The organism is Rhodoglobus galactosidasius (assembly GCF_054957775.1).
On record NZ_JBQIAV010000004.1, the window covers coordinates 90,525 to 112,093 of the forward strand.

The window sequence follows — 21,569 nt, forward strand, 5'->3', positions numbered from 1 at the left end:
TCCTTACTCTGTGATTGTGCGTCGGCGGATATTGCGAAAGGTGAGGCTGTAGATCGTGATCGGAACCACGAAAACCAGCACTCGCGCCCAGAACGACATGTCAAGTCCGTCAGTGAGGCTGCCCGCGATCCATGCGAGGGCTACAGATAGGTAGCCGAGCCAGTACCTCCATCGGGGCAGGTAGCGTCCATTCCGTTCGTCTTCTATGCGGACAATTCCTGCTGCGGTCATTTCTTCGTCTCCGTAAATGTCTGTACCCGGTAGGGATGATCTGCACCCCGGTGGTCTATGAACCAGAGGGTGTTGCCGAGTGGTGTCCGTTTGGGGAATGGGGTCGGGTCGGTGTAGCCGATGATTCGCACCATGTAGGTGGTGTCGGTGGCTGACTCGAATACGCCGGCGAATGACTCATCACGGTCAGGATCGAAACTGCTCATACGCCACACGGTGACCGCTTCACCCTTGACAGGTATCCACGTTGTGCGTCGTTGGTATCGGCGCGGGATGAACTCAGCTTCAGGGGGCCGCTTTGTGTTCAGGGTGTTCAGGATGTGGTTCGTTAGGTCAGTCATCGTCTTCCTCCGGGCTGCACTCTTTGCAGTTCTTCTCGTGGTCAGCCCACCCGAGCGGGTCTGTGTAGTAGCGGGTTGAGTCGTGCTCGTTCCACAAGTGGCGTGGGTTGATTGCCGAGAGTGCGTAGTTCTCACAGCAGACGTAAGACTCCATCGCAGCCGAGCGCCCAAATGGGTTCATGCGGTTGCCGTGGTCGGGGCACGCAACAGGTGTCCAACACTTCGGGCCACACACGAACTCGCTCACAACGTCACCCCCGAACCAACGAACGCGAACCATGCACCAATAGCGACATGCAACCCAATGGAAGCCGTCACAATTGCGACAAGGGGGGCTAGACGGAAATAACCTTTGGGGGCTTTCGTGAATCTGCCGTGCTCGCAGGTGTACATTTGGCGGGTCATCTTGCTCCTCCTCTTTCCCACTCAACGACGCGATGCTTTCGGCTCCCGTAGATAGCGAGCCTTTGAGCGCAGAGGATTGCAAAGTCGCGGTCATCATGGCGCTCGACGGTGATCCAGCCAGCAGCCCGCCACTCTTGGATTGAATAATTCGGGTGGCGACCCCTACCTTTGAACTCAGCAATAACCTTCGCTTCACGGGTCATCCCTGCACCTCTCTCTTGGCACGATCCCGGCGAACCTTCGCCCGACGCGACGACACCAAAGTGAAAACCGCAGTCACAGCAAGGATGATGAGCCAACCGCCAATTTCAGACACGGTGGCCGCGAACATTGCGGGGGTCACTTCGGCACCCCTGAACCAGTAATCCATGTGAGCGTTTGCTTGTACGTTTCGAGCACTCGCGACACTGCAAGCGAATACTCACGGATCAACGCTGTGCGCTGGTCGGCTCCCCTCGTTGGGCCTGAGTAGTCCCGGTCGAGTGACTTCGATGCTTTCTCGAACTCGGAGTGAAGGTCATCTAGTACACGCTGTACTTGGGCGTATCCGTTGTCACTCATGCTCGTACCGCCTTACGGATCAGGAACGCACCAGCCGCGAGAAGCAGTGATGCGATACCAGCAGGGATTAGAGGGCTAGGAGATCCCGTGCGTGCGAGTTCTTCAGCAACAGGGACAGTCGGCAACTCAACCGGGACAACTACCGCCGGCGGAATAACAGACGGGATGATAGGTGTCTCAACCTCAGGCGTTTCGACCGCGGGCACCTCAGGCACTACCGGGACAACATCGACCGGGCAGGTTTCCCCAAACTCAACCTCAGGGCACGGGTTATTACTCACACACGAAGTCGGATCGCCGAACTCATTGAGCCAACCTGGTACGGTACCTTCGCCACAATTCAGCACAGGCGGGGTATACGGCGGCTCCACCGGGGGTTCCTCTGGTTCCTCGACGGGCGGTTCCTCGACCACCGGTACGGCAACAAATGTCAGCGCGTAATGTGAGATGTCCTTACCCGAAGAATGCGTCAGCGTCAGCGACTGCACCGGCGAATCAAGGGTGAAACTCTCCGGCCCCAAACCCCGCTTGATTGAACCGGCCTTCACGCAATACCCGGCGATCAAAGATCCTTCAGGTGCGACAACATCCCAGGAAGTACTATCCGTGGTCGGTGTGAGGTGGCCTGTATCAAGTACCGGACAAACACCCTCATTAGCTGAAGCGGTGGTCGTACCGGCGAAAGTTAGTGACGCGGCAAGGATGCCAACGCCAAGAGTTGCAAGAGCCTTATTCATTTCGTGCTCGATTCGGTCGGGTCGGAGAGTTGCCACACGATTGCGCGGCGGTTGTTGCGAGTCATCCGGTAAATGCCGGTGGACTCGACAAGCCCCTTGCGGACCAGAGCGGCACGAGCTGTACGGAGTCGCTGGCCGGTATAGGGAAGAGCGACCCACGTTGCTGCGTTCTCAATCTCGTGATCTGCCAGAGGGCCACGCTCGGTCAGAGTTGCGAGTACCCAGCCGATGGACTTGGACACATCGTTTGTGTCTGCCGATTCGTGGGACGTGATCGGATCTGAGCGTCTAGCTCTTGGGCTGTCATCACCGAATGACGAATGAATCGCCGGACCGGTTACTATTGCTGTAGACATCTGGAATCTCTCTTCCTTGTGTTGTGCCCCTCATTCGCGTGAGGGGCTTTTTGGTTGATCCGGGCGACGGCTGGGGGCCAGAGTTGGCACCGCCGCCCGAAAATGTGTTTGTGTGACGCTGGGAATCGAACCCAGAAAAGCCCTTACGCCTCGCCACTGCCTTGCCTACGCCGAGCTGCTAGTCGTCGTAGGTTGTGGTCTCCGATTCGTGGTCTAAGGGGATGTCCTCTACCTGCCCGCCTAAGCGGTCTCGCCTACCACCCCGGGTACGTTGGGGGCGTTCTCACGAGTCACGAACCGTATGTAGTTGTTGCGCGACTACCCGTTTTTGGGTATGGCGTCGCCGTGCCTGAGACGCTTTCAACGGCGAAACAGGCTGAGAAGTGGGGAGGGTTATCCGGTTCGGCGCATAGGCTCTTCGGCTACATTCGGCGGGAACCCGTCAGCCTGATATGCGGCACCGAATGTTCCGTGCTGCATCATCACTTCGCGGATACGAACCAGCGCGGCGTTGAAGTCGCTGTAGGACTGTTCGGCTTGCTTGTAGTTCTGGAACCGGATTTCGTTCATCGCTGTCAGATCAGAGAGCGTCACATCACCCCACTGTTTCCGCAAACCTTTCCCAAGGGTGACAACAACGTCGAGGTCAGCGGCGACAAGTGGAACCTGCCCGAAAGCGGCACGGCGAATGATGGTGTCAGCGTTGCGCCCATCCTTCTCGTCGGCCTCAACTAGGCGACTGCGGAAGTAACGCTCAATGTCAACATCAAGCCTTCCCGCCCGGTGTTCAGCCATCAGGGTGCTCACCCCTGACTCGATTGCTTCCTGACGTGACACCCCCTCTGCCCCGTACAGTCCCACCGTTTCGCGGTAGACGCGTGTTATCGTTTCCTTAGACATTGGTTGACTCCATCTCAGTTGCCAGTTGTCCCAGCGATTCAGCTATTTGTCGTAGCTGTGCTGGATTGAAAAGATCGCGGTTGATTGGTGGCACTGCTCCATTGCCGAGCGGCCACCACTCACCGACGATCCGCGCCCGGTGTGCCATGTTCCCGAACCTCGACAAGACTTCGAGGGCACTACCGAGTTCTTTGGATGCTGTTTCCGCATTGAGCTTGAGTGCGGCATCACCGACAACAACAGGTTTCGGTTCAGGCCGCTTGTACTCTTTGCCATCAATCCCGGTCACGACCTTCACCGAGTGGGTTTCTGTGACTACAGAGTCATCGAGGACTTCGCCGGTGATCGGGTGAGCGATAGGCGGGCGGGTTGCTGCCTCAGCTTCGGCAACATCACGGTCGATAGCGTCCGGCTCAGGTGGGGAGATGTCCCCACCTGCACGAAGATCATTGCGAACGGTCTTCGGGTCGATGCTGAGAACTGGCGCGATAGCTCGCGTGCTCAGGCCAGCGTTCGACAGTTCGCGAACGACCTCGCGCCGCAACTCTGCGCCGAGCTTGCCGAGCGCATCACCGAACCGGTCTTTGACGTAAGCGCCAGGACTGGCATAACCGAGGATCGCGTGAACGTTGCGGTTGATCGCCTCACGGATGAGGGGCATCACCTTCACGTAGTTATCTGCGATGGTGTCGAGCCGGTCACCGATCCGCTCGGAAAGGCGCTCAGCACCCTCAACAGTCATTGCTGGGAGGGTAGCGACGATAGTCATGCTGCGTCACCCGAAGGTGCCGCCGACGTGCCCGAAGGGTTACGCACGTCGGCGGCGTCTCCTACAGTGCTCTTATCGGCATCAGATGTACCAGCATCCGAGCCAGCAACTGAAGGAGAAGAATTATGAGCTACAGCGATGTTGAAAAGTTCGCGAACGCGGCGAGCACCAGCGGACTGCAAGCGCGCCACCTGACCGAAGACCAGGCGACCGCAAAGATTGCCGAGGGAATCGAGAACCTTGGAATGGCTCTCGCTGAACTGGCCGGAGTCTTGCGCCGTACGGAGCGTTAGGTTCGCCCGGCGCAACAGGTCAAGTCTCATCCACCGAAGGAACTCTTCCGACGAGTCGAACCCGAACTGCTCTGCGGCTTCGGCGATAACGAGGTCGGGGTCACTGGCCATGCTCACTGTCGCGCTCATGATGTCTCCTTAGATACAAAAAAAGCCTCCCCACCTGGCGCGGAGGTCTTGGGGGAAGACGCATCAGGTGAGGAGGTGGTTTTAGGGGTGAGGGATTCGCCGCGAAGTAATGCTTCAACGTCGGATTGGCGGAACTTTCGCTGGTTGCCGGGAGTGCGAATGGCGCTGATCTTGCCGTCGCGCTCCCACGCTCGAACCGTGACTACGGTGACATCGAAGGCTTCCGCAACTTCACCGATTCGGAGAAGTTTGGGGACTTGGTACGTATCCGTATTTGCCATACGGGTACTTTGACACGCTGAATGCTAACTGTCAATACGTATCCGTATCTACGGCGTGTCTTGACAGGTTTATATACCTATTGCTAGGTTTGTCTTATGTCAATCGCACCAGTGATTCAGATACACGCGAAGGTTCCCGCATGGAGCTTCCCCGAGCGTCTCCGCAAGGTACGCCGTGAAGAAGTCAAGCTCACACAAGCTGAGTTCGCAGACCTGCTCGGGGTAAAGGAAAGCACCTATAGCGCATGGGAGAGCGGGCGCAATACGCCGGACATTCTCAAGCTCAGCGACACCCTAGAGGAAAAGACACACGTGTCCCGGTACTGGTTCCGGGGTGATCTAGATGCGAGTGCGTCCTATGACCCCGACACCGACCCCGACAATGGGAGCCACCTCGGAGAATCGAACTCCGGACCTTCTCATTACGAGTGAGATGCTCTACCAACTGAGCTAAGGCGGCCGGCCGCATTTTCATGAGGCACAGCAAGATAGCTTAGCCGAAGTTTTAGGGCTCCATAGCCGACACCGTGAACTTGGAGTTAGGCACTACAGTCAGGGTCGGCATCCGGAACCGTTCCGCTCACGAAATAGTCATCAACAGCGTTATCGATGCAGGTCACACCACCGTTGTAGGCCGTGTGACCTTCACCGTTGTAGGTGATCAGCTGCGCGCTTTGCAACTGCTCGCTCAACGCAACACCCCACTCGTACGGTGTCGCCGGGTCACCCGTCGTCGACACAATGAGCACCGGAGGTGCACCCTCACCGGTCAACTCGGTGATGCCGGGGCCGATGTACTTGTAGGGCCAATTCAGGCACGTGAGGTCCCCCGTTGGCGGGAAGTTGCGGTACGTCGTCGGCGACGCCTCGCGCATCAGCTTCTGCTGCTCAACCAACACTGCGGGGTCAGTCTCCACCGGATAGTCAACGCAGTAGATCGCAATGAACGCCTCAAGCGAGTTGTCAGTGTACGCACCGTCAGTGTCGCGGCTGTAATAGAAATCAGCCAAGAAAAACGCGGTATCCGTTTCGCCGCGCGCTGCCTCCGAGAACAGGTCGTTGAGGAACGGCCACGAATCCTGAGAATAGAGGGCAGTGCTCATCGCGATATCGATGACACCGGCATCCATCATGCGGCCATCGGGGGCAGCAACCGGATTCGCGTCATAGCGATCGTAGAGTTCACGGATGGTCGCCAGTGCGGCATCCACCCCACCAGGGAACGGACAGTCATCGAACGAGGTTGGGCAGGCCGCCAAATAGTTTTCGAGCGCACGCTGGAACCCAGTCGTCTGCACACGTCCAACCTCGAACACCGAGATCGACGAATCTGTGGCCCCATCGAGCACAATGCGGCCCGCGTTCTCGGGGAAGTTCTCGAGGTAATACGAACCAATATCGCTGCCATACGAATAGCCCAAATACTGCAGCTTCTCGTCGCCAACAATCGCGCGCAACATATCGAGGTCGTGCACCGTGCTCTGGGTATCAATGAACTGCAAGATCGGGCCCGTGTTATTGAAGCACGCCTGGCCGAAACTGATCGCCGCCTCTTCGCTCTCTGCAAGCCACGCGTCGCTGCCGACCGGCGCATCCGGAATCCCGAAAATAAACTCGTCGAGACCCTCATCATCGAGGCAGGTCACGGGAGTCGAACGGCCAACACCGCGAGGATCCCACCCGATCACGTCATAGTTCTCACGCAGGGTCGCACTCACGGCAAAATCCACATCGTCATGGATGAGGTCATAACCTGAAGCGCCCGGCCCACCAGGATTTACAAACAGCGACCCCATGCTCTCACCGGTAGCCTCGTGACGAGCCAGCGCAAGAGTGATGTCGGTCTCCGGTGTCGGGTTCGCCCAATCCATCGGTGCTGTCGCAGTCGCGCACTGAGCGCCATCATCACAGTCAACCCAGGTGAGCACCTGCTCGTAGTACGGGGCGAGCTCGGCCGACACTGACTCGCCTGTCGGCGCAGAACGCTCGCCTAACAACTCAAGCACGTTTAGGCAACCGCTCATCAACACCGTCACCGCCGCAGCAGTCACCACAAGGGCGAACCTGCGAGCACGAACAGCAGAACCAGTATTGGTGGACTTCACGGCCCCGAGCCTAGCGGTTAGCAGTTCGGGTCGGCGGCCGGAACCACGCCCGTCAATAGAAAGTCGTCCACCGTCGAGTTCACGCACTCATTCGACTTGTTATACGCCGTGTGACCTTCACCGTTGTACGTAATAAGGTGTCCGCTGTCCAGATTGTCCGCCACCGTCACCGCCCACTCATAGGGCGTAGCAGGGTCGTTAGTCGTACCAATCACCAACATGTCGGCAGACCCGGGAGCGGAAATCGCCACGCGATCACGCTTCACCTCCACTGGCCAGTTAGCGCAACCCGGAGCCCCATATGACATCTGCGGACCAAAAATGGGAGCCGCGACCGCAAGTTCGGCAGCCTGCTCACGCATGCGGGCGACATCGGCGGGCTCGCGGGCATCCAAACAATTGATCGCGATGAAGGCTTCAGTCTGGTTCTCGGCATAGCTGCCGTCTGGGCCACGGCCGTTATAGCTGTCAGCCAGATCGAATGCGATGCTCGCATCTCCCTGCATAACTGTGGTGAAAAGTTGGCGAAGGTAGGCCCAATTGTCTTGGCTATACAGCGGCAGGATGATGGCGCTGAACATGGTTCCGCTGCCCAGCTGGCGGCCGTCAGCGTTAGCGAGGGGACTCTCGTCGAGGCGATCCAGCAGTGTGCTAATTGCATCGCGCGACTGGTCGGTCGACCCTGTGAATGGGCAATCGCTTGCCCCCGCGCAGTCTTCCAAGAAGGCATCCAGTGCGCCCTCGAATCCTTGGGCCTGGGCCTTCGTCGCCTCAAATTCGGATACTGCGGGGTCAACCGCACCGTCGAGCACTAGCCTTCCCGTCTTATCGGGGAACAATTCGGCATATACCTGGCCCAGTAGGGTTCCATAGGAGTAGCCCAAGTAGTTGAGCGTGGTGTCGCCCAGCGCGGCACGAAGCATATCGAGGTCGCGGGCAGCGCTCGGAGTATCGACAAACCCTAAGAGCGGGCCTGTCTCCTCAAGACAACGCTGAGCAAACTGGGCGGATGATTCTGTGGCGGCGGTAATCCACTCGTCGCTGCCCTTCTCCCCCGGCGTGATGCTGTAAATGTATTCGTCGAGCTCGGCTGGGTCGGAGTAACACGACACCGGCGTAGAACGATTCACCCCACGAGGGTCAAAACCGACAACATCAAACTGAGACTGCAAGGCCTCACTCGTGGCGTAATCCACACTGTCGGCGATGAAGTCGAAACCAGAACCACCCGGACCACCCGGGTTCACCAACAGGGAACCGATGCGGTCATTGCCGCGCGCAGTTTGACGTACGAGAGCCAGCTCGATGGTGTCGCCTTCAGGGTTCTCCCAATCGACCGGCGCAATTGCCGTGGCGCACTGCAGCGCTTCGCCACAGTTCGCCCACTCCAGCACCTGCTGGTAGAAACGCTCAAGCTCCGGAGCCACAGCTTCTTCGGTGGGCGTCGACGTCAGGTTGGATGCCGGGGGCATGAACCACGAGACACAACCGCTGAGCAGTAATGAGACCACAAGTGCGACCGATGCCACCCCAAAGATGCGGGTGCGGGTGGTGCGGCTCATGCGCCGCGTCCCGAAACCGCGACCTTCACGAGCATTGCTTCGAGCGCCAGCGCTGGCGCAACGTTACTCTCAATGCGACGACGGGCTTCAGCGATACCATCCATGATTGCGAGCGTCGCGACAGGTGTTGTGCGGGCGGCGACCGCGGTGATGTTGTTGAGAATGCTGAGGTTAATGAGCTCGCCCGGGGCACCGATCTGCGTCAACAAGATGTCGCGGTAGAGCGAGAGCAGGTCAACCATAATGCGGTCGATGCCATCACGCAGCCCGCGGGTGGCGCGACGCTTTTGATCTTCTTCCATCACCTTGAGCTGGGCGCGCAATGCCGGCGGGATGGTTCCGCCAGGGGCAACACCGAGCGAATGCAGGGCAGATTCGCGTTCCTGGGCGTCCCGTTCTTCGGTGAGGGCTGTGGCATCCGCCTTTGACAGATCGAGAAGAGTTGCCGCGGCAATCACTGCCTCAGAGACCGAGCGGATGCCGAGAACAGTTGTCAGGGTACGTTCGCGTCGTTCGCGGGCTTCAGAATTGGTAGCGAGGCGGTGTGCCATGCCGATGTGGCTTTGAGCTTCACGCGCGGCACGCAGTGCAATGTCGGGTGCAACGCCATCGCGGTCTTGCAAGAGTTGGGCAACATCCGCGATGGCGGGGGTTCGGAGTCGCACACTGCGCACGCGCGAGCGGATGGTGGGGATGAGGTCGGCTTCGCTGGGTGCGCACAGAATCCAGACGGTGCGCGGCGGCGGTTCTTCGAGAGCTTTGAGCAGCACGTTGGAGGTGCGCTCGGCCATGCGGTCGGCGTCTTCGATGATCATCACCCGGTAGTGACCGACCGAGGGTGAGAATTGCGACGACGAAACGAGCTTGCGCACTTCGTCGATCGAGATGATGACACGTTCTGTGCTGAGCACTCCCAGGTCGGGGTGGGTGCGTGCCATGACCTGCTTGAACACGGACTCTTCGGTCTCGTCGCCGCGGGTTCCGAGCAGCGCTGCGGCGAACGCATACGCAATATTTGAGCGACCAGAACCGGGCGGGCCGGTGATCAGCCATGAGTGGGTCATCGACGATTCGTCGGTGCTCCCCAATGCCGAAGACGACGCGGCGGCTTCGAGAATGGCGATCGCCTCAGCTTGGCCGGTTAGGCCCTCCCACAACGACATGCGCTCAGTCTAAGCGGGTTGCGGAAGGTGATTCTGGATGCGCTCACGAATCGCTGTGGCGATCTCATTAATGTCGCGTGCGGCATCCACAACAAGGATGCGGTCGGGCTCTTTCGCGGCCCGCGCGAGAAATGCGTCGCGCACTCGAGTGTGGAACTCTTGCTTCTCAGCTTCGAGTCGGTCGTAGCGGGTGCGGGCACTATCGAGGCGTTTGCGTCCGTCGGTGGGGTCGAGGTCGAGCAGCACGGTCACGTCGGGGAGCAACCCTTGGGTTGCCCAGAGTGAGAGGTCGCGCACTTCGTCAGCACCGAGCACTCGTCCGGTACCTTGGTAGGCCTCGGATGAGTCGATGTAGCGGTCCTGAACCACAATGTCGCCACGTTCGAGTGCCGGTCGCACGACGGTTGCGATGTGGTGGGCACGGTCTGCAGCGTAGATGAGTGCTTCGGCGCGCGGGTCCATGTCGCCACGACGGTGCAGCACGATCTCGCGCAACTCAAGGCCGAGGTCGGTGCCGCCAGGTTCGCGGGTCACCACAACGGTGTGTCCTGCTTCTTCGAGCCAGTTCACGAGAAGCTTCGATTGCGTGGTCTTGCCCGCACCATCGCCGCCCTCAAGTGTGATGAAGAGTCCGGGCACGCTACTTGGTTTCGTCAGCCGACGGTGCGGCGGGCTTCGCGGCTGCCGTCTTCGCGGCGGGCTTTTTCGCCGTAGTCGATTTGGCTGCGGTGGTCTTCGCGGCGGTCGACTTGGCTGCCGGTTCTTTGGCTGCCGGTTTCTTGGCGGCTGGTTTCTTAGCTGCAGGCTTTTTGGCCGCGGTCTTCTTCGCGGCAGGCTTCTTCGCCGCGGTCTTGCGCTTGACCGGTCCCTTGGCGCGCTTGTCTGCGAGCAGTTGCACTGCACGCTCGAAGTCCACGTCTTCAACAGTTTCGCCGCGCGGGATGGTGGCGTTGGTGGTGCCGTCGGTCACATAGGCACCGAAGCGGCCATCCTTGATCTTGATCGGCTTTTCGCTCACCGGGTCAGCATCGAATTCTTTGAGAGCACTGGACGCTGCGCGGTTGCCGTATTTGGGCTGCGCGTAAAGTTCAACGGCTCCGGCTACATCGATGTCGAAGATGAGGTCTTCACTCGTGAGCGATCGGGTTTCAACGCCCTTCTTGAGGTAGGGGCCGTAGCGCCCGTTTTGCGCGGTGATTTCGACTTGGGTTTCGGGGTCGAGTCCGACAACTCGCGGCAGGCTGAGCAGCTTGAGCGCGGTGTCGAGGTCAATGGCGTCGAGTTCCATTGTCTTGAAGATGGATGCCGTACGTGGCTTGACTACGGCAACCTTCTTGGGTTTCTTGGCCTTTTTGACTTCGCCCGTCTTGGGGTCGATCTCTTCGACGGGCTCCGGTACGGGTTCCGGCTCGGGCTCAAGCTCGGTCACGTAGGGGCCGAAACGGCCATCCTTGGCGACGATCTCTTTGCCGGTTTCGGGGTTCACCCCGATTACACGGTCTCCGATGATGGGGGCGTCGATGAGTTCTTGTGCCTTGGCGAGGGTGAGTTCGTCGGGCGCGAGAGCTTCGGGAATGTTGATGCGGCGTGGTTTCTCGGGGTCGTCACTGGGAGTCTCCAGGTACGGGCCGTACTTTCCGATGCGCAGTGTCACGTCATCCGAGAGTCGCATGGAGTTGATCTCTTTGGCGTCGATCTCACCGAGGTTGTCGATGACGGTGCGCAGACCGCGGTACTTGTCGTCGCCGAAGTAGAACGATTTGAGCCATTCGACCCGGTTCTGGCTTCCTCCGGCAATGCGGTCGAGGTCATCTTCCATGCCTGCGGTGAAGTCGTATTGCACGAGGTCGCCGAAGTATTCTTCGAGCAAACGCACTACGGAGAAGGCGATCCAGTTGGGCACGAGTGCCTGGCCGCGCGGGGTGATGTAGCCGCGGTCGATGATCGTGGAGATGATCGATGCGTAGGTCGACGGGCGGCCGATTCCGAGTTCTTCTAGCTTCTTAACGAGGCTTGCTTCGGTGTAGCGCGGCGGCGGGCTAGTCTCGTGACCCTTGGCCTCGATGTCGAGCAGGGTGAGCGTCTGGCCTTCCTTGAGGGGAGGCAGTTTTGCTTCTTTGGGCTCGGCGGTGACGTTGCGTTCTTCGTCGTGGCCCTCTTCGTAGGCCTGCATGAAGCCGCGGAAGGTGATGATGGTTCCACTGGCCGAGAATTCGGCGACGGGTGCAACACCTGCGGTAATGGTGATGGATGCCGTTGAGCCTTTAGCGTCGGCCATCTGTGAGGCGACGGTGCGCTTCCAGATCAGTTCATAGAGCTTGAAGTCATTGCCGCGCAGCGTGGACTGCAGCGAGCTGGGAGTGCGGAAGGTGTCACCGGATGGGCGGATCGCCTCGTGCGCTTCTTGAGCGTTTTTACTTTTGCTGGCGTAAACGCGCGGCTTCTCGGGAATAGCATCCGCGCCGTAGAGGGAGACCGCTTGGCTGCGGGCTGCGGTGATGGCCTGCTGCGAGAGCGACGAGGAGTCGGTTCGCATATAGGTGATGTAACCGTTTTCGTAGAGCGACTGGGCGACGCTCATAGTTTGGCGGGCAGAGTAGCGCAGCTTGCGGCCAGCCTCCTGCTGCAGCGTTGAGGTGGTGAAGGGTGCGGCGGGGCGACGCGTGTATGGCTTGGTTTCGACCGTTTTCACGGCGATGGTTGTGCTCGGCATTCGCAGTGCGTCTGCAAGGGTTTGTGCGGCCTTTTCGTCGAGGGCTACGGCGTCGCCTGTGAGGTTTCCGCGGTCGTCGAAGTCACGGCCCGCAGCAACACGCTTGCCGTCGAGGCGTACGAGTTTGGATTCGAAGCCGTTGGTTTCGCTGTCGGGCGAGAGCTGGGCGATGAGGTCCCAGTAGTTGGCGGTGATGAAGGCGAGGCGTTCACGTTCGCGCTCGACGACGAGGCGGGTGGCTGCGGACTGCACGCGGCCGGCGGAGAGGCCTGGGCCGACTTTGCGCCAGAGGACTGGTGAGATTTCGTAGCCGTAGAGGCGGTCCAGGATGCGGCGGGTTTCTTGGGCATCAACGAGTGCGGTGTCGACGTCGCGGGTGTTGTTGATGGCCGCTTCGATGGCGTGTTCGGTGATTTCGTGGAACACCATGCGCTTGACGGGAACTTTGGGCTTCAGCACTTGGAGGAGGTGCCAGGCGATGGCTTCTCCTTCGCGGTCCTCATCAGTTGCGAGGTAGAGCTCGTTGGCTCCGCTGAGCGCTTTTTTGAGTTCGGAGACGGTTTTCTTTTTGGCGTCTGAGACTACGTAGTAGGGCTCGAAGTCGTTTTCTACGTCGACGGAGAACTTGCCGAGTGAGCCCTTTTTTAGCTCGGGCGGCAGATTGCGGGGTTCGACGAGGTCGCGGATGTGGCCGACGGACGAGAGCACGTCGTAGTCGTCACCGAGATACTTGGCGATCGTCTTGGCCTTGGTGGGCGACTCGACAATGACAAGCTTTTTGGTGCCAGACACGGGACTCCTTGGGTGATGACGCACTTGACCGGTGGCAGCGCCACTGTCTGCGACACATTACACACACCGACCGCTCAGTTACCTAATCCGCCCCAGTTGGGGGTGGGCCTGCTGTTGCGCTCGTTGTGACCAGTATGCCGAGGATGCGGCGGCTGGCGGTAACTGTCACGATACGCCCATCCACTGTGCACTCCTCTATATAGGCGTCATTTGCGACCGCAAGTCGAGCCGCGTTGTCGCACGGGTACCCGGCGATGAGGCCACTTGCGGTATCGGCGGCGGCGAGCGCGGCGGCGTCGGCTGCCCCCGCGAGTGCGTGCCTGACGCTCAGCGCCCAATAGAGAGGGATGACGAGGGCAGTAAGCGCGATGACTGTTGCGACGAGGCCGACCATAAGGATGGTGCCGGCACCGCGTTCGTCACGCATCCGGTTGTTCTCGCCCATCATTTGCCTCCGGCGAGCGCACAACTGCTGGCGCTGAGCGTGATCGGCAGCAGTCCGAGCAGTGCGTTGCGTGCTGGGGCGCTTACCGTGGCGCAGACGAGGTCGTCGCGGCGGTGAGTAGCAAGTCGTGCGGAGGAGACGAGGGCGGATGCGGTGGTTGCGACGGTGCCAGAGCTTTCGTCGCGCGCGAGGCTGCGTGCCGACGCGGCTGCCGCATCCTGAAGGCGGACCTGCATTCCGGCGAGCTGCACCCCGCTGAGGCAGAGTACGAGCACGAGAGCAACGGCGGGCAGCGCCAGCGCAAATTCTGCGGTGACGCTGCCGCGCTCGTTGCTGGCTCTTCGCCCGATGCTCGCGGCTCGTCCGTCGGCTCGCCCGTCTGCTCCCCTCCCCTCGCTACGAGGGAATGGAAAGCGCACTGCGAACAATGTCGGTGAGCATGCCGCGCACTTCTCCCGATCGAAGCACGACGACGAGCAAGCCAGCAAAACCGACCGCGGCGAGGGTGGTGATGGCATATTCGGCGGTGGCTGCGCCGCGTTCTGAACGGAGTCGGGCGCGCAGGATCGTGATTGCGCCGAGGTGCTGAGGCAGCGGCAAAGCAGGCCGCCCAATGGCTCGCGCTCGAGAGAAACGTCCCGGTTCTAAAGCGGGAAACTGGGCAAGGTGCGGATCGTTCATGAGGTACTCCTTCGTGCGCTGTCGCGCAGTCTGCGGCCGAGTACCTCAAGCCTGCCCAGCGTGAGTCCGCTGCGACACAAGACCGCCGGATGTGTGGAACACGGTCAGAACCCGGTAACGGTGGATGAGATGACCGCGACCATGAGGGGCAGCACCCCGAGAACCATGAAGGCGGGGAGCACGCACAGCCCGAGCGGGAGCATGAGTCGCACGGAAAGTGCGGCGGCACCGGCACGGGCATCCGCGTCCGCAGCACGACGCAGCTCGTCAGCTTCGGCCCGCAATAGCTCAGCGGCCGGAACCCCCGCCTCGTGCGAGAGCTGCAGTACCTCGTCAAGGTGATCACCATCACCAGGCAACCCGAAACGGTCAAGCGCTCCAGCAACGACCCCCCGCGCCTGCACGAGAGACCCGCCACCGGAAACCGCGATGGCCATGAGCTCGCACTCCAAACCGGGGGCTGCACGAGTGGGCGTTGCCGATCGCACGAGCCGCCGGTTCCAGCGCACCGCGACAACGATCAGCCCACCGCCTACCGCAAGGCACCCCCACCCGATCGGTGTCGTCACGAGCACTCCCAGGGTGTCGAAACCCAGCAGCGCCCCAAACACGAGTCCGACCGCGGGCAGCGCCAGAACCATGCGCGCCGTTGCGACCGGGGCTGCGAGTGCGGTCGCGACTTCGCGCTGCACGTGCACGAGCATCCGCAACGCCCTCGCGTGGGTGCGCAGTGCACCCGCAAGCGGCGCACCCACCTGACCCGCAACCGACCAGGCCGCAGCCAACGAGTTCCACGCCTGTCGATCAAGCGACGGCAAACTTTCGGATGCCCGCACGATCCGTTCCGGCGCTCCCCCGGGCTCGTCGCCCACCGCCGCTACCGCCGCAGCCACGCTCTCCGCAGGGCGACCGCGCGCCACATGACGCCAGGCCGACGACGGCGCGAGCCCGGCGTTCAGCAGCACGGCCAGACGCTGGGTGACGCCCGCCACCTCTGGCAGCTGTGAGGGTACGCGCTTCATCCGAGGTCGGCGATCGCGAGCCGGTCATGCTCATCGAGCACGAGCCGCCCCACATGGGTGAGCCTGCGCCTGCCATCGACCCGATCGATGTGCAAAACCGCACCAATCGCACTCACCGCCTGCCGGGCAATTGCGGACGCATCCAGTCCCGCGAGCGCCCCCAACGCCTCCAAGCGGCTCGGCACATCCTTCAACGAGTTCGCATGCAGGGTGCCTGCACCACCGTCGTGACCAGTGTTCAAAGCACTCAACAGTTCGCGGATCTCCGCCCCGCGACACTCCCCCACTACCAGACGGTCGGGCCGCATCCGCAACGCCTCTCGCACTAACGCGGGCAGGCCGTAGCCACCGGCGCCTTCGAGGTTCGCTTGCCGGGCCTCCAGCGACACAAAGTGTGGATGCTCGACCCGCAGCTCAGCAACATCCTCGATCGCCACAATGCGCTCCGATTCGGATGCCGCCCCCAACAGTGCGCCCAAGAACGTGGTCTTTCCTGCTCCCGATGCGCCCGAGATGAGCACGTTCTCCCGCCCATCGATGAGCGCTTTCACTCGCTCCAACGGCACCTCGCTGAAGAACCCCGCAAAGTCGAGCTGTGCGAGCCCGAACGGTTGGCGACTGGGAACCCGAATAGACAGCAGTGTGCCTGTGGGCGAAATCGGCGGCAGCACCGCATGCACGCGCACGCCGCCAGCCAAACGCACGTCAACGCACGGGGTCGCTTCGTCAATATGACGACCGCCAAGATTGATGAGGCGCACGGCGAGCGTCCGCAAATCTACCTCGGTCATCCCCACATCACCGACGGCCTCCAATCCACCACCGCGGTCAATCCATACCTGCTGGGCACCGTTCATGAAAACATCGGTGATGTTGGGGCGGCCGACATAGGGCGCAAGGGGGCCGAATTCGTGAACGACCTGTGCCGCGGCATCCCGGACCCCCACACCAATAGCCGAGCCCGAACCGACACCAGCACCAGCACCAGCACCAGCAACTGGCACCGCAAACGAACCACCGGCGGTCACACTCACGGTGAGGCTGGTCTCGGCCGTGAGCCGTCGACGAGCAACAAAAGGGACAGTATCGGGGGCGCTAGATGTCTCAGTCACGCTGCAACGCTAAGCACGCAGCGAAGCAGTATCGGCGGTTCCGCGCAAATCGTGGCTCGATCCCCGACACCGGGACTGTGCAGGAGCGGTAAAACGGCGGCTCAAAGCCACTATTCCGCCTCAGCGGTAGGCAGAAACGAGCTCAGCCCGGTTCGAAACACCCGCTTTACGGAGCAGGTTCGCGACATGAAATTTCACCGTGTTCTCGCTGATCGTCAACGACTGCGCGATCGCCTTATTGCGCGCCCCGGAAGCGAGCAGTTCGAGCACATCAGCTTCCCGTTCAGTGATCTGCCACTGCGCGTGAATTGACCGGTCGATTCCTTCGACGCTCAACGGCAAAACTACAGAAATCTCGGATCCCCAGCCCGCGGTGCCGGTCACCTGCAACCTTCCGCTGAGCGCGACTGCTCGTTCCAGAAGCTGCCGTACGGCCGGATCTTCGAGTGTCAACTCGCCAGGACCGTCGTCGCGAATTCCGATCAGTAGATTCGATCCGTCACAGTCCCACTCGACTCGCAGCCGAGCAACTCCCGGCTGATCCGCCAGCGCCAGCACCGCACCTCGAACAATCGCACGGCCCGCGTGCGCGACCTCTCCGGGAAGCGCCCGACCATTGGCCGGAGGCTCAATGAATTGCACATCGAGATCCCCGAATCTCACCAGCGGACGGAGGTCTGCCTTAAGTCGCTCGAAGGCTCGCGTGACCGGCTCTTCAGCCAAACTCCGATCCCGATCTGACACTGCCCGCAATCTGACCATCGCACTGGCTGCCAATTCGGTTGCCTCGCGCCTCACGGTCGAATCCGCAGTGTCGCGCGAACGCAACGTGGCAAGTAACTGTTCAAGCGTCGTGGAATGCGCATCCGTAAGATCGGCGATCACTTGCGCACGCTCACGCGACGCCATCCGTGAGTCTCGCAAATAGTCAGGACTTGCCACCGCAACCTGCTGCTGAATACTCACCGCAACCAACCGCCAGAGCGAAGCGATAGTCGCGAGGGCGTTGGCTTCAGACTGGGTGCCAGAAACAAGAACAGGATCGGTGAGGACCAGCAGAGACCCAGTCGGTGCGATCCACACTGCGGTCGAGCGTTCAGTCCGCGCGACTACCGCGCGAAGGCCCCACACTGGATGGCCCAGGTTGGAGACAATCTCCCGCACGACGTCGAGCTCCGCAATGCTCACATGGTCAGTGATTGACACATCACCTGCCTTCTTCTGCGGCCGCCCCGTGCAATCCTCCGTGAAAATAAGCAAGGAGCTGTGCGCAACCAGCGGTTCCAGCACAGCTGAAAATGCGCCCGCAATCTGCAGCAGTGAGCTTGATACCACCGAATGAACTGAGTCGACGAGTTCGAGCGAACTGGCCCTATTGAGATTGGTCACTCTCAAACTTTAGGCCGAGACTACCCGTTTGGGTAGTGAATACTCGTCAAATGGCGGGCAGTGCCCAGCCCAAACGGGTGGCACAGTGAAGAGATGGCCAACCGCAACCCCACCGATGACGTTTCCACCGCGCTCACATTGGTTCTCTCTGAGAACACAGGAATTGGAGCATCCATTAGACAGGATTGCGCGGAAAGCGTTCCCGCAGCAATCACCCTCATAGAGTCAGCCAAACGAGTCTTCGTGCTCGGCTCAGGGCGGTCGGGCCTTGCTCTCCGAATGCTCGCTATGCGACTGATGCACTTAGGCCTAGAAGTTCACATTGTCGGGGATGTGACAACGCCCGCGATTGCGACGGGTGATCTGTTGGTGGCGGCCAGCGGCTCCGGATCCACCGCCGGCGTCATCCGCTCCGCAACGACCGCAGCCGCAGCCGACGCGCACATCATCGCAGTCACCACGGCAGCTTCGTCCCCTCTTGCTTCGCTCGCTGACGTCGCAATCGTCATTCCCGCCGCCCAAAAACAGGATCATGGTGCGACTCGATCCCAGCAGTACTCCGGCAGCTTGTTCGAACAGGCGCTGCTCCTGCTCGGCGACGCAATGTTTCACACGATGTGGAAAAAATCCGGAGTAAGCGCCGAAGAGCTTTGGCCGCGTCACGCAAACCTCGAATGACACGCCAGCAGCCAGCCCGGCACCAATATTTCCTCCCCAATCCACAACACAACGAAAGAGAATCAAATGAAGCTTCAAGTAGCAATGGACGTCCTGACCACCGACGCAGCCCTCACGCTTGCCGGACAGGTTGCTCCGTACGTCGACATCCTTGAGCTGGGTACACCTCTCATCAAGCACGAGGGCCTCAGCGCAGTGCGCGCGATCAAAGACGCACACCCCGATAAGCTCGTGTTTGCCGACCTGAAGACGATGGATGCTGGTGAGCTGGAAGCGGATATCGCTTTCTCCGCCGGAGCCGACTACGTTTCCGTTCTCGGCGCAGCAGGTGACAGCACGATCATCGGTGCGGTGAAAGCAGCTAAGGCCCACAAGAAGGGCATTGTTGTCGACCTCATTGGCGTTGCCGATAAGGTCACTCGCGCCACAGAGGCCACCGCACTCGGAGCTGCTTTTGTTGAAATGCACGCAGGACTCGACGAGCAAGCAGAACCGGGATTCACCTTCCAGACCCTCCTCAACGATGGCGAAGTCGCACGAGTGCCGTTCTCCGTTGCCGGCGGCATCAATGCCAGCACCATCGCATCGGTGCAGCGTTCCGGAGCCACAGTCGCGGTCGCAGGGGGCTCCATCCACGGAGCACCTGACCCCGCAGCGGCAGCAGCAGAACTGAAAGCAGCAATCGTCTAGATCGATTGTTAACGAGAGAGGGGCGGTGCCCATTGGGGGAACAGGCACCGCCACCGCGGCAATCGATTGGGGGGAATCAAGATTACCGCGTGCCGAACTTGCATTCAGCGACTCTTAGTGTAGCGCAACGGTTGGTTCCCGCAATGGAGGATCTAGAATCAGTGGAATACTTTCAGAAAGCACGTGATCGAGAACCGCAATCACACGATCGAAGAGGATCAAATGACCAGTAACTCTATTGACAGTCTTCTGCACGAATCACGCCGTTTTGCCCCGTCAGAGACCTTTTCTTCCGGCTCCGAGGCTAGCGCTGACCTCTACACGTCGGCCAAAGAAGACCGTATTGAGTTCTGGGCCGACAAAGCTCGTGAGTACGTGCACTGGCACAAGCCGTTCACCGAGACCCTAGATTGGTCTACCCCGCCGTTCGCCAAGTGGTTCGCCGACGGCGAGCTCAACGTGGCCTACAACTGCCTCGACCGCCACGTTCTCGCCGGCAACGGTAACCGCATCGCCATCCACTGGGAGGGTGAACCCGGCGACAGTCGCAGCATCACCTACTCCGAACTCACAACCGAAGTGAAGCGCGCGGCCAACGCGATGGCAGCACTCGGCGTCGGCCAGGGCGATGTTGTCGCCATCTACATGCCCCTCGTTCCCGAAGCCGTCGTCGCGATGCTCGCAACGGTTCGCCTCGGTGCCGCCCACTCTGTGGTCTTCGGTGGGTTCAGCGCCGAAAGCCTTCGCAGCCGCATCGACGACGCGAGCGCCAAGCTTGTTGTCACAGCCGATGGTGGGTGGCGAAAAGGAAAAGTCTTCCCCCTCAAAGCCGCAGTGGATGCCGCACTCGCCAACGGGGAATCCACAGTCACGAATGTGTTGGTCGTCAAGCGCGGCGACAACGATGTGGAGTGGACCGAGGGTCGCGACCTGTGGTGGCACGACCAGATTGAGGCAGCGGAGCCCGAGCATGAGGCACAGGGCTTCCCCGCCGAGAACCCGCTCTTTGTGCTCTACACCTCGGGCACGACGGGCAAGCCGAAGGGCATCCTGCACACCAGTGGTGGTTACCTCACTCAGGCAGCGTTTACTCACAAGAACGTCTTCGATCTGAAGCCCGAAACCGATGTGTACTGGTGCACCGCCGATGTCGGCTGGATCACCGGGCACACGTACGTCACCTACGGTCCGCTCGCCAACGGTGCCACTCAGGTGCTCTACGAGGGAACCCCTGACACCCCAAACCAGGGCCGTTGGTGGGAGATCATCCAGAAGTTTGGGGTGAGCATTTTCTACACGGCGCCCACCGCCATCCGTTCGTTCATGAAGGCCGGGCGTCAGATTCCTGAGCAGTACGACCTGAGCTCGATTCGCGTGCTCGGCTCGGTGGGTGAACCCATCAACCCTGAGGCGTGGATTTGGTACCGCGACGTGATTGGTGCGGGCACCGCCCCCATTGTTGACACGTGGTGGCAGACCGAGACCGGCGCCATCATGGTCTCGGCATTGCCCGGACTCACAACGTTGAAGCCAGGCTCGGCGCAGGTGCCCATCCCGGGAATCAAGATCGATATCCTTGGCGAAGACGGCACCCGAGTTGACCCACCCAACGGTGGGCTGCTCGTCGTCTCCGAGCCATGGCCCGCCATGCTGCGCGGAATTTGGGGCGATCCGGAACGCTTCAAAGAAACCTACTGGTCGAAATTCCCCACCTTGGACGCCCCTAAGTACTTTGCGGGCGACGGTGCACACGTCGATGAAGACGGTGACATCTGGCTGCTTGGCCGTGTGGATGACGTGATGAACGTCTCCGGTCACCGCCTCTCGACCACCGAAATCGAGTCAGCACTCGTCTCTAACCACATCGTTGCCGAAGCCGCAGTCGTCGGAGCCGCTGACGAGGCTACCGGTCAGGCCGTTGTCGCCTTCGTGATTATCAAGTCCAACCAGGAGAGTGCGCAGACCGCTGCCGAAGCAAGCGCACTCCTTCGCCTGCACGTTGCGAAAGAGATCGGTGCGATCGCTCGCCCGCGTGACATCTTCATCGTCTCGGAATTGCCCAAGACACGCTCGGGCAAGATTATGCGCCGCCTGCTTCAGGATGTTGCGGAGGGTCGCGAGATCGGTGACACCACTACCCTCGCCGACACCACCGTGATGCAGATCATCTCCGACAAGCTCAAGTAGTCGCGAGCCGAATACGGCGAAGGCCGG

24 protein-coding genes and 1 tRNA gene are annotated in these 21,569 nt (G+C 60.6%); 4 read left to right on the top strand and 21 right to left on the bottom strand.

The window, feature by feature from the left end:
• Positions 1–3: 3 nt before the first annotated feature.
• The 9 genes from ACTJJW_RS06475 to ACTJJW_RS06515 form a co-directional block, all read right to left on the bottom strand.
• Entirely contained in the window at positions 4–231 is a 228-nt protein-coding gene (locus tag ACTJJW_RS06475; RefSeq protein ID WP_462643323.1) for a hypothetical protein, read from the bottom strand.
• Complete coding sequence (locus ACTJJW_RS06480; RefSeq protein WP_462643324.1) at positions 228–572, bottom strand: hypothetical protein; 345 nt, start codon at positions 570–572, stop codon at positions 228–230. Before ACTJJW_RS06480 ends, ACTJJW_RS06475 begins: the two co-directional genes overlap by 4 nt.
• Before the next feature lie 744 nt (positions 573–1,316).
• The gene (locus ACTJJW_RS06485) at positions 1,317–1,538 is read right to left on the bottom strand and encodes a hypothetical protein (protein WP_462643325.1); all 222 of its coding nucleotides are present in this window, start codon (positions 1,536–1,538) and stop codon (positions 1,317–1,319) included.
• Positions 1,535–2,275: a hypothetical protein gene (locus ACTJJW_RS06490; RefSeq protein ID WP_462643326.1), complete on the bottom strand. Its 741-nt coding sequence runs from the start codon at positions 2,273–2,275 to the stop codon at positions 1,535–1,537. Before ACTJJW_RS06490 ends, ACTJJW_RS06485 begins: the two co-directional genes overlap by 4 nt.
• Positions 2,272–2,517, bottom strand: a complete 246-nt coding sequence (locus ACTJJW_RS06495; protein WP_462643327.1) for a hypothetical protein — start codon at positions 2,515–2,517, stop codon at positions 2,272–2,274. The genes ACTJJW_RS06490 and ACTJJW_RS06495 overlap by 4 nt, the downstream gene beginning before the upstream one ends.
• 507 nt (positions 2,518–3,024) lie before the next feature.
• The gene (locus ACTJJW_RS06500; protein WP_462643328.1) at positions 3,025–3,531 is read right to left on the bottom strand and encodes a hypothetical protein; all 507 of its coding nucleotides are present in this window, start codon (positions 3,529–3,531) and stop codon (positions 3,025–3,027) included.
• The gene (locus tag ACTJJW_RS06505) at positions 3,524–4,300 is read right to left on the bottom strand and encodes a hypothetical protein (RefSeq protein WP_462643329.1); all 777 of its coding nucleotides are present in this window, start codon (positions 4,298–4,300) and stop codon (positions 3,524–3,526) included. Before ACTJJW_RS06505 ends, ACTJJW_RS06500 begins: the two co-directional genes overlap by 8 nt.
• Positions 4,297–4,722 carry a hypothetical protein gene (locus ACTJJW_RS06510; protein ID WP_462643330.1) on the bottom strand — a complete coding sequence of 142 codons (426 nt, stop codon included), beginning with the start codon at positions 4,720–4,722 and terminating at the stop codon, positions 4,297–4,299. The genes ACTJJW_RS06505 and ACTJJW_RS06510 overlap by 4 nt, the downstream gene beginning before the upstream one ends.
• A complete protein-coding gene (locus ACTJJW_RS06515) occupies positions 4,719–5,003 on the bottom strand; it encodes a MerR family DNA-binding transcriptional regulator (protein WP_462643331.1) in 285 nt (94 codons plus the stop codon). The genes ACTJJW_RS06510 and ACTJJW_RS06515 overlap by 4 nt, the downstream gene beginning before the upstream one ends.
• Positions 5,004–5,099: 96 nt before the next feature.
• Between ACTJJW_RS06515 and ACTJJW_RS06520 the strand changes: the two genes are divergently transcribed.
• A complete protein-coding gene (locus ACTJJW_RS06520; protein WP_462643542.1) occupies positions 5,100–5,435 on the top strand; it encodes a helix-turn-helix transcriptional regulator in 336 nt (111 codons plus the stop codon).
• Here ACTJJW_RS06520 and ACTJJW_RS06525 read toward each other — a convergent pair.
• The 12 genes from ACTJJW_RS06525 to ACTJJW_RS06580 form a co-directional block, all read right to left on the bottom strand.
• A tRNA-Thr gene (locus ACTJJW_RS06525) sits at positions 5,391–5,463 on the bottom strand. The genes ACTJJW_RS06520 and ACTJJW_RS06525 overlap by 45 nt on opposite strands.
• A gap of 79 nt (positions 5,464–5,542) precedes the next feature.
• Complete coding sequence (locus tag ACTJJW_RS06530) at positions 5,543–7,108, bottom strand: alpha/beta hydrolase (protein ID WP_462643332.1); 1,566 nt, start codon at positions 7,106–7,108, stop codon at positions 5,543–5,545.
• 17 nt (positions 7,109–7,125) lie between these two features.
• On the bottom strand, positions 7,126–8,670 hold the full coding sequence (locus ACTJJW_RS06535) for an alpha/beta hydrolase (RefSeq protein WP_462643333.1): 1,545 nt from the start codon (positions 8,668–8,670) through the stop codon (positions 7,126–7,128).
• The gene (locus tag ACTJJW_RS06540; RefSeq protein WP_462643334.1) at positions 8,667–9,833 is read right to left on the bottom strand and encodes a DNA polymerase III subunit delta'; all 1,167 of its coding nucleotides are present in this window, start codon (positions 9,831–9,833) and stop codon (positions 8,667–8,669) included. Before ACTJJW_RS06540 ends, ACTJJW_RS06535 begins: the two co-directional genes overlap by 4 nt.
• Positions 9,834–9,842: 9 nt before the next feature.
• The gene (gene tmk / locus ACTJJW_RS06545) at positions 9,843–10,472 is read right to left on the bottom strand and encodes a dTMP kinase (protein WP_462643335.1); all 630 of its coding nucleotides are present in this window, start codon (positions 10,470–10,472) and stop codon (positions 9,843–9,845) included.
• Position 10,473: 1 nt separating this feature from the next.
• Positions 10,474–13,338 (bottom strand): type I DNA topoisomerase, encoded by a 2,865-nt coding sequence (topA, locus tag ACTJJW_RS06550; RefSeq protein ID WP_462643336.1) that lies wholly within the window; start codon positions 13,336–13,338, stop codon positions 10,474–10,476.
• An 82-nt stretch (positions 13,339–13,420) separates the two neighbouring features.
• A complete protein-coding gene (locus tag ACTJJW_RS06555) occupies positions 13,421–13,786 on the bottom strand; it encodes an Rv3654c family TadE-like protein (protein ID WP_462643337.1) in 366 nt (121 codons plus the stop codon).
• On the bottom strand, positions 13,783–14,202 hold the full coding sequence (locus tag ACTJJW_RS06560; protein WP_462643338.1) for a TadE family type IV pilus minor pilin: 420 nt from the start codon (positions 14,200–14,202) through the stop codon (positions 13,783–13,785). Before ACTJJW_RS06560 ends, ACTJJW_RS06555 begins: the two co-directional genes overlap by 4 nt.
• A complete protein-coding gene (locus tag ACTJJW_RS06565) occupies positions 14,180–14,464 on the bottom strand; it encodes a DUF4244 domain-containing protein (RefSeq protein WP_462643339.1) in 285 nt (94 codons plus the stop codon). The genes ACTJJW_RS06560 and ACTJJW_RS06565 overlap by 23 nt, the downstream gene beginning before the upstream one ends.
• A gap of 104 nt (positions 14,465–14,568) precedes the next feature.
• Positions 14,569–15,486, bottom strand: coding sequence for a type II secretion system F family protein (locus ACTJJW_RS06570; RefSeq protein ID WP_462643340.1), 918 nt, complete (start codon positions 15,484–15,486; stop codon positions 14,569–14,571).
• Positions 15,483–16,598 (bottom strand): TadA family conjugal transfer-associated ATPase, encoded by a 1,116-nt coding sequence (locus tag ACTJJW_RS06575; protein ID WP_462643341.1) that lies wholly within the window; start codon positions 16,596–16,598, stop codon positions 15,483–15,485. Before ACTJJW_RS06575 ends, ACTJJW_RS06570 begins: the two co-directional genes overlap by 4 nt.
• Positions 16,599–16,718: 120 nt before the next feature.
• A complete protein-coding gene (locus tag ACTJJW_RS06580; RefSeq protein WP_462643342.1) occupies positions 16,719–17,987 on the bottom strand; it encodes a helix-turn-helix transcriptional regulator in 1,269 nt (422 codons plus the stop codon).
• 93 nt (positions 17,988–18,080) lie between these two features.
• Here ACTJJW_RS06580 and hxlB point away from each other — a divergent pair, with 93 nt between their 5' ends.
• The 3 genes from hxlB (at position 18,081) to acs (ending at position 21,542) form a co-directional block, all read left to right on the top strand.
• Complete coding sequence (gene hxlB, locus ACTJJW_RS06585; RefSeq protein ID WP_462643343.1) at positions 18,081–18,665, top strand: 6-phospho-3-hexuloisomerase; 585 nt, start codon at positions 18,081–18,083, stop codon at positions 18,663–18,665.
• 66 nt (positions 18,666–18,731) lie between these two features.
• Positions 18,732–19,355 carry a 3-hexulose-6-phosphate synthase gene (gene hxlA / locus ACTJJW_RS06590; protein WP_462643344.1) on the top strand — a complete coding sequence of 208 codons (624 nt, stop codon included), beginning with the start codon at positions 18,732–18,734 and terminating at the stop codon, positions 19,353–19,355.
• 222 nt (positions 19,356–19,577) lie between these two features.
• A complete protein-coding gene (acs, locus tag ACTJJW_RS06595) occupies positions 19,578–21,542 on the top strand; it encodes an acetate--CoA ligase (RefSeq protein ID WP_462643345.1) in 1,965 nt (654 codons plus the stop codon).
• The last annotated feature ends 27 nt before the right edge of the window (positions 21,543–21,569 follow it).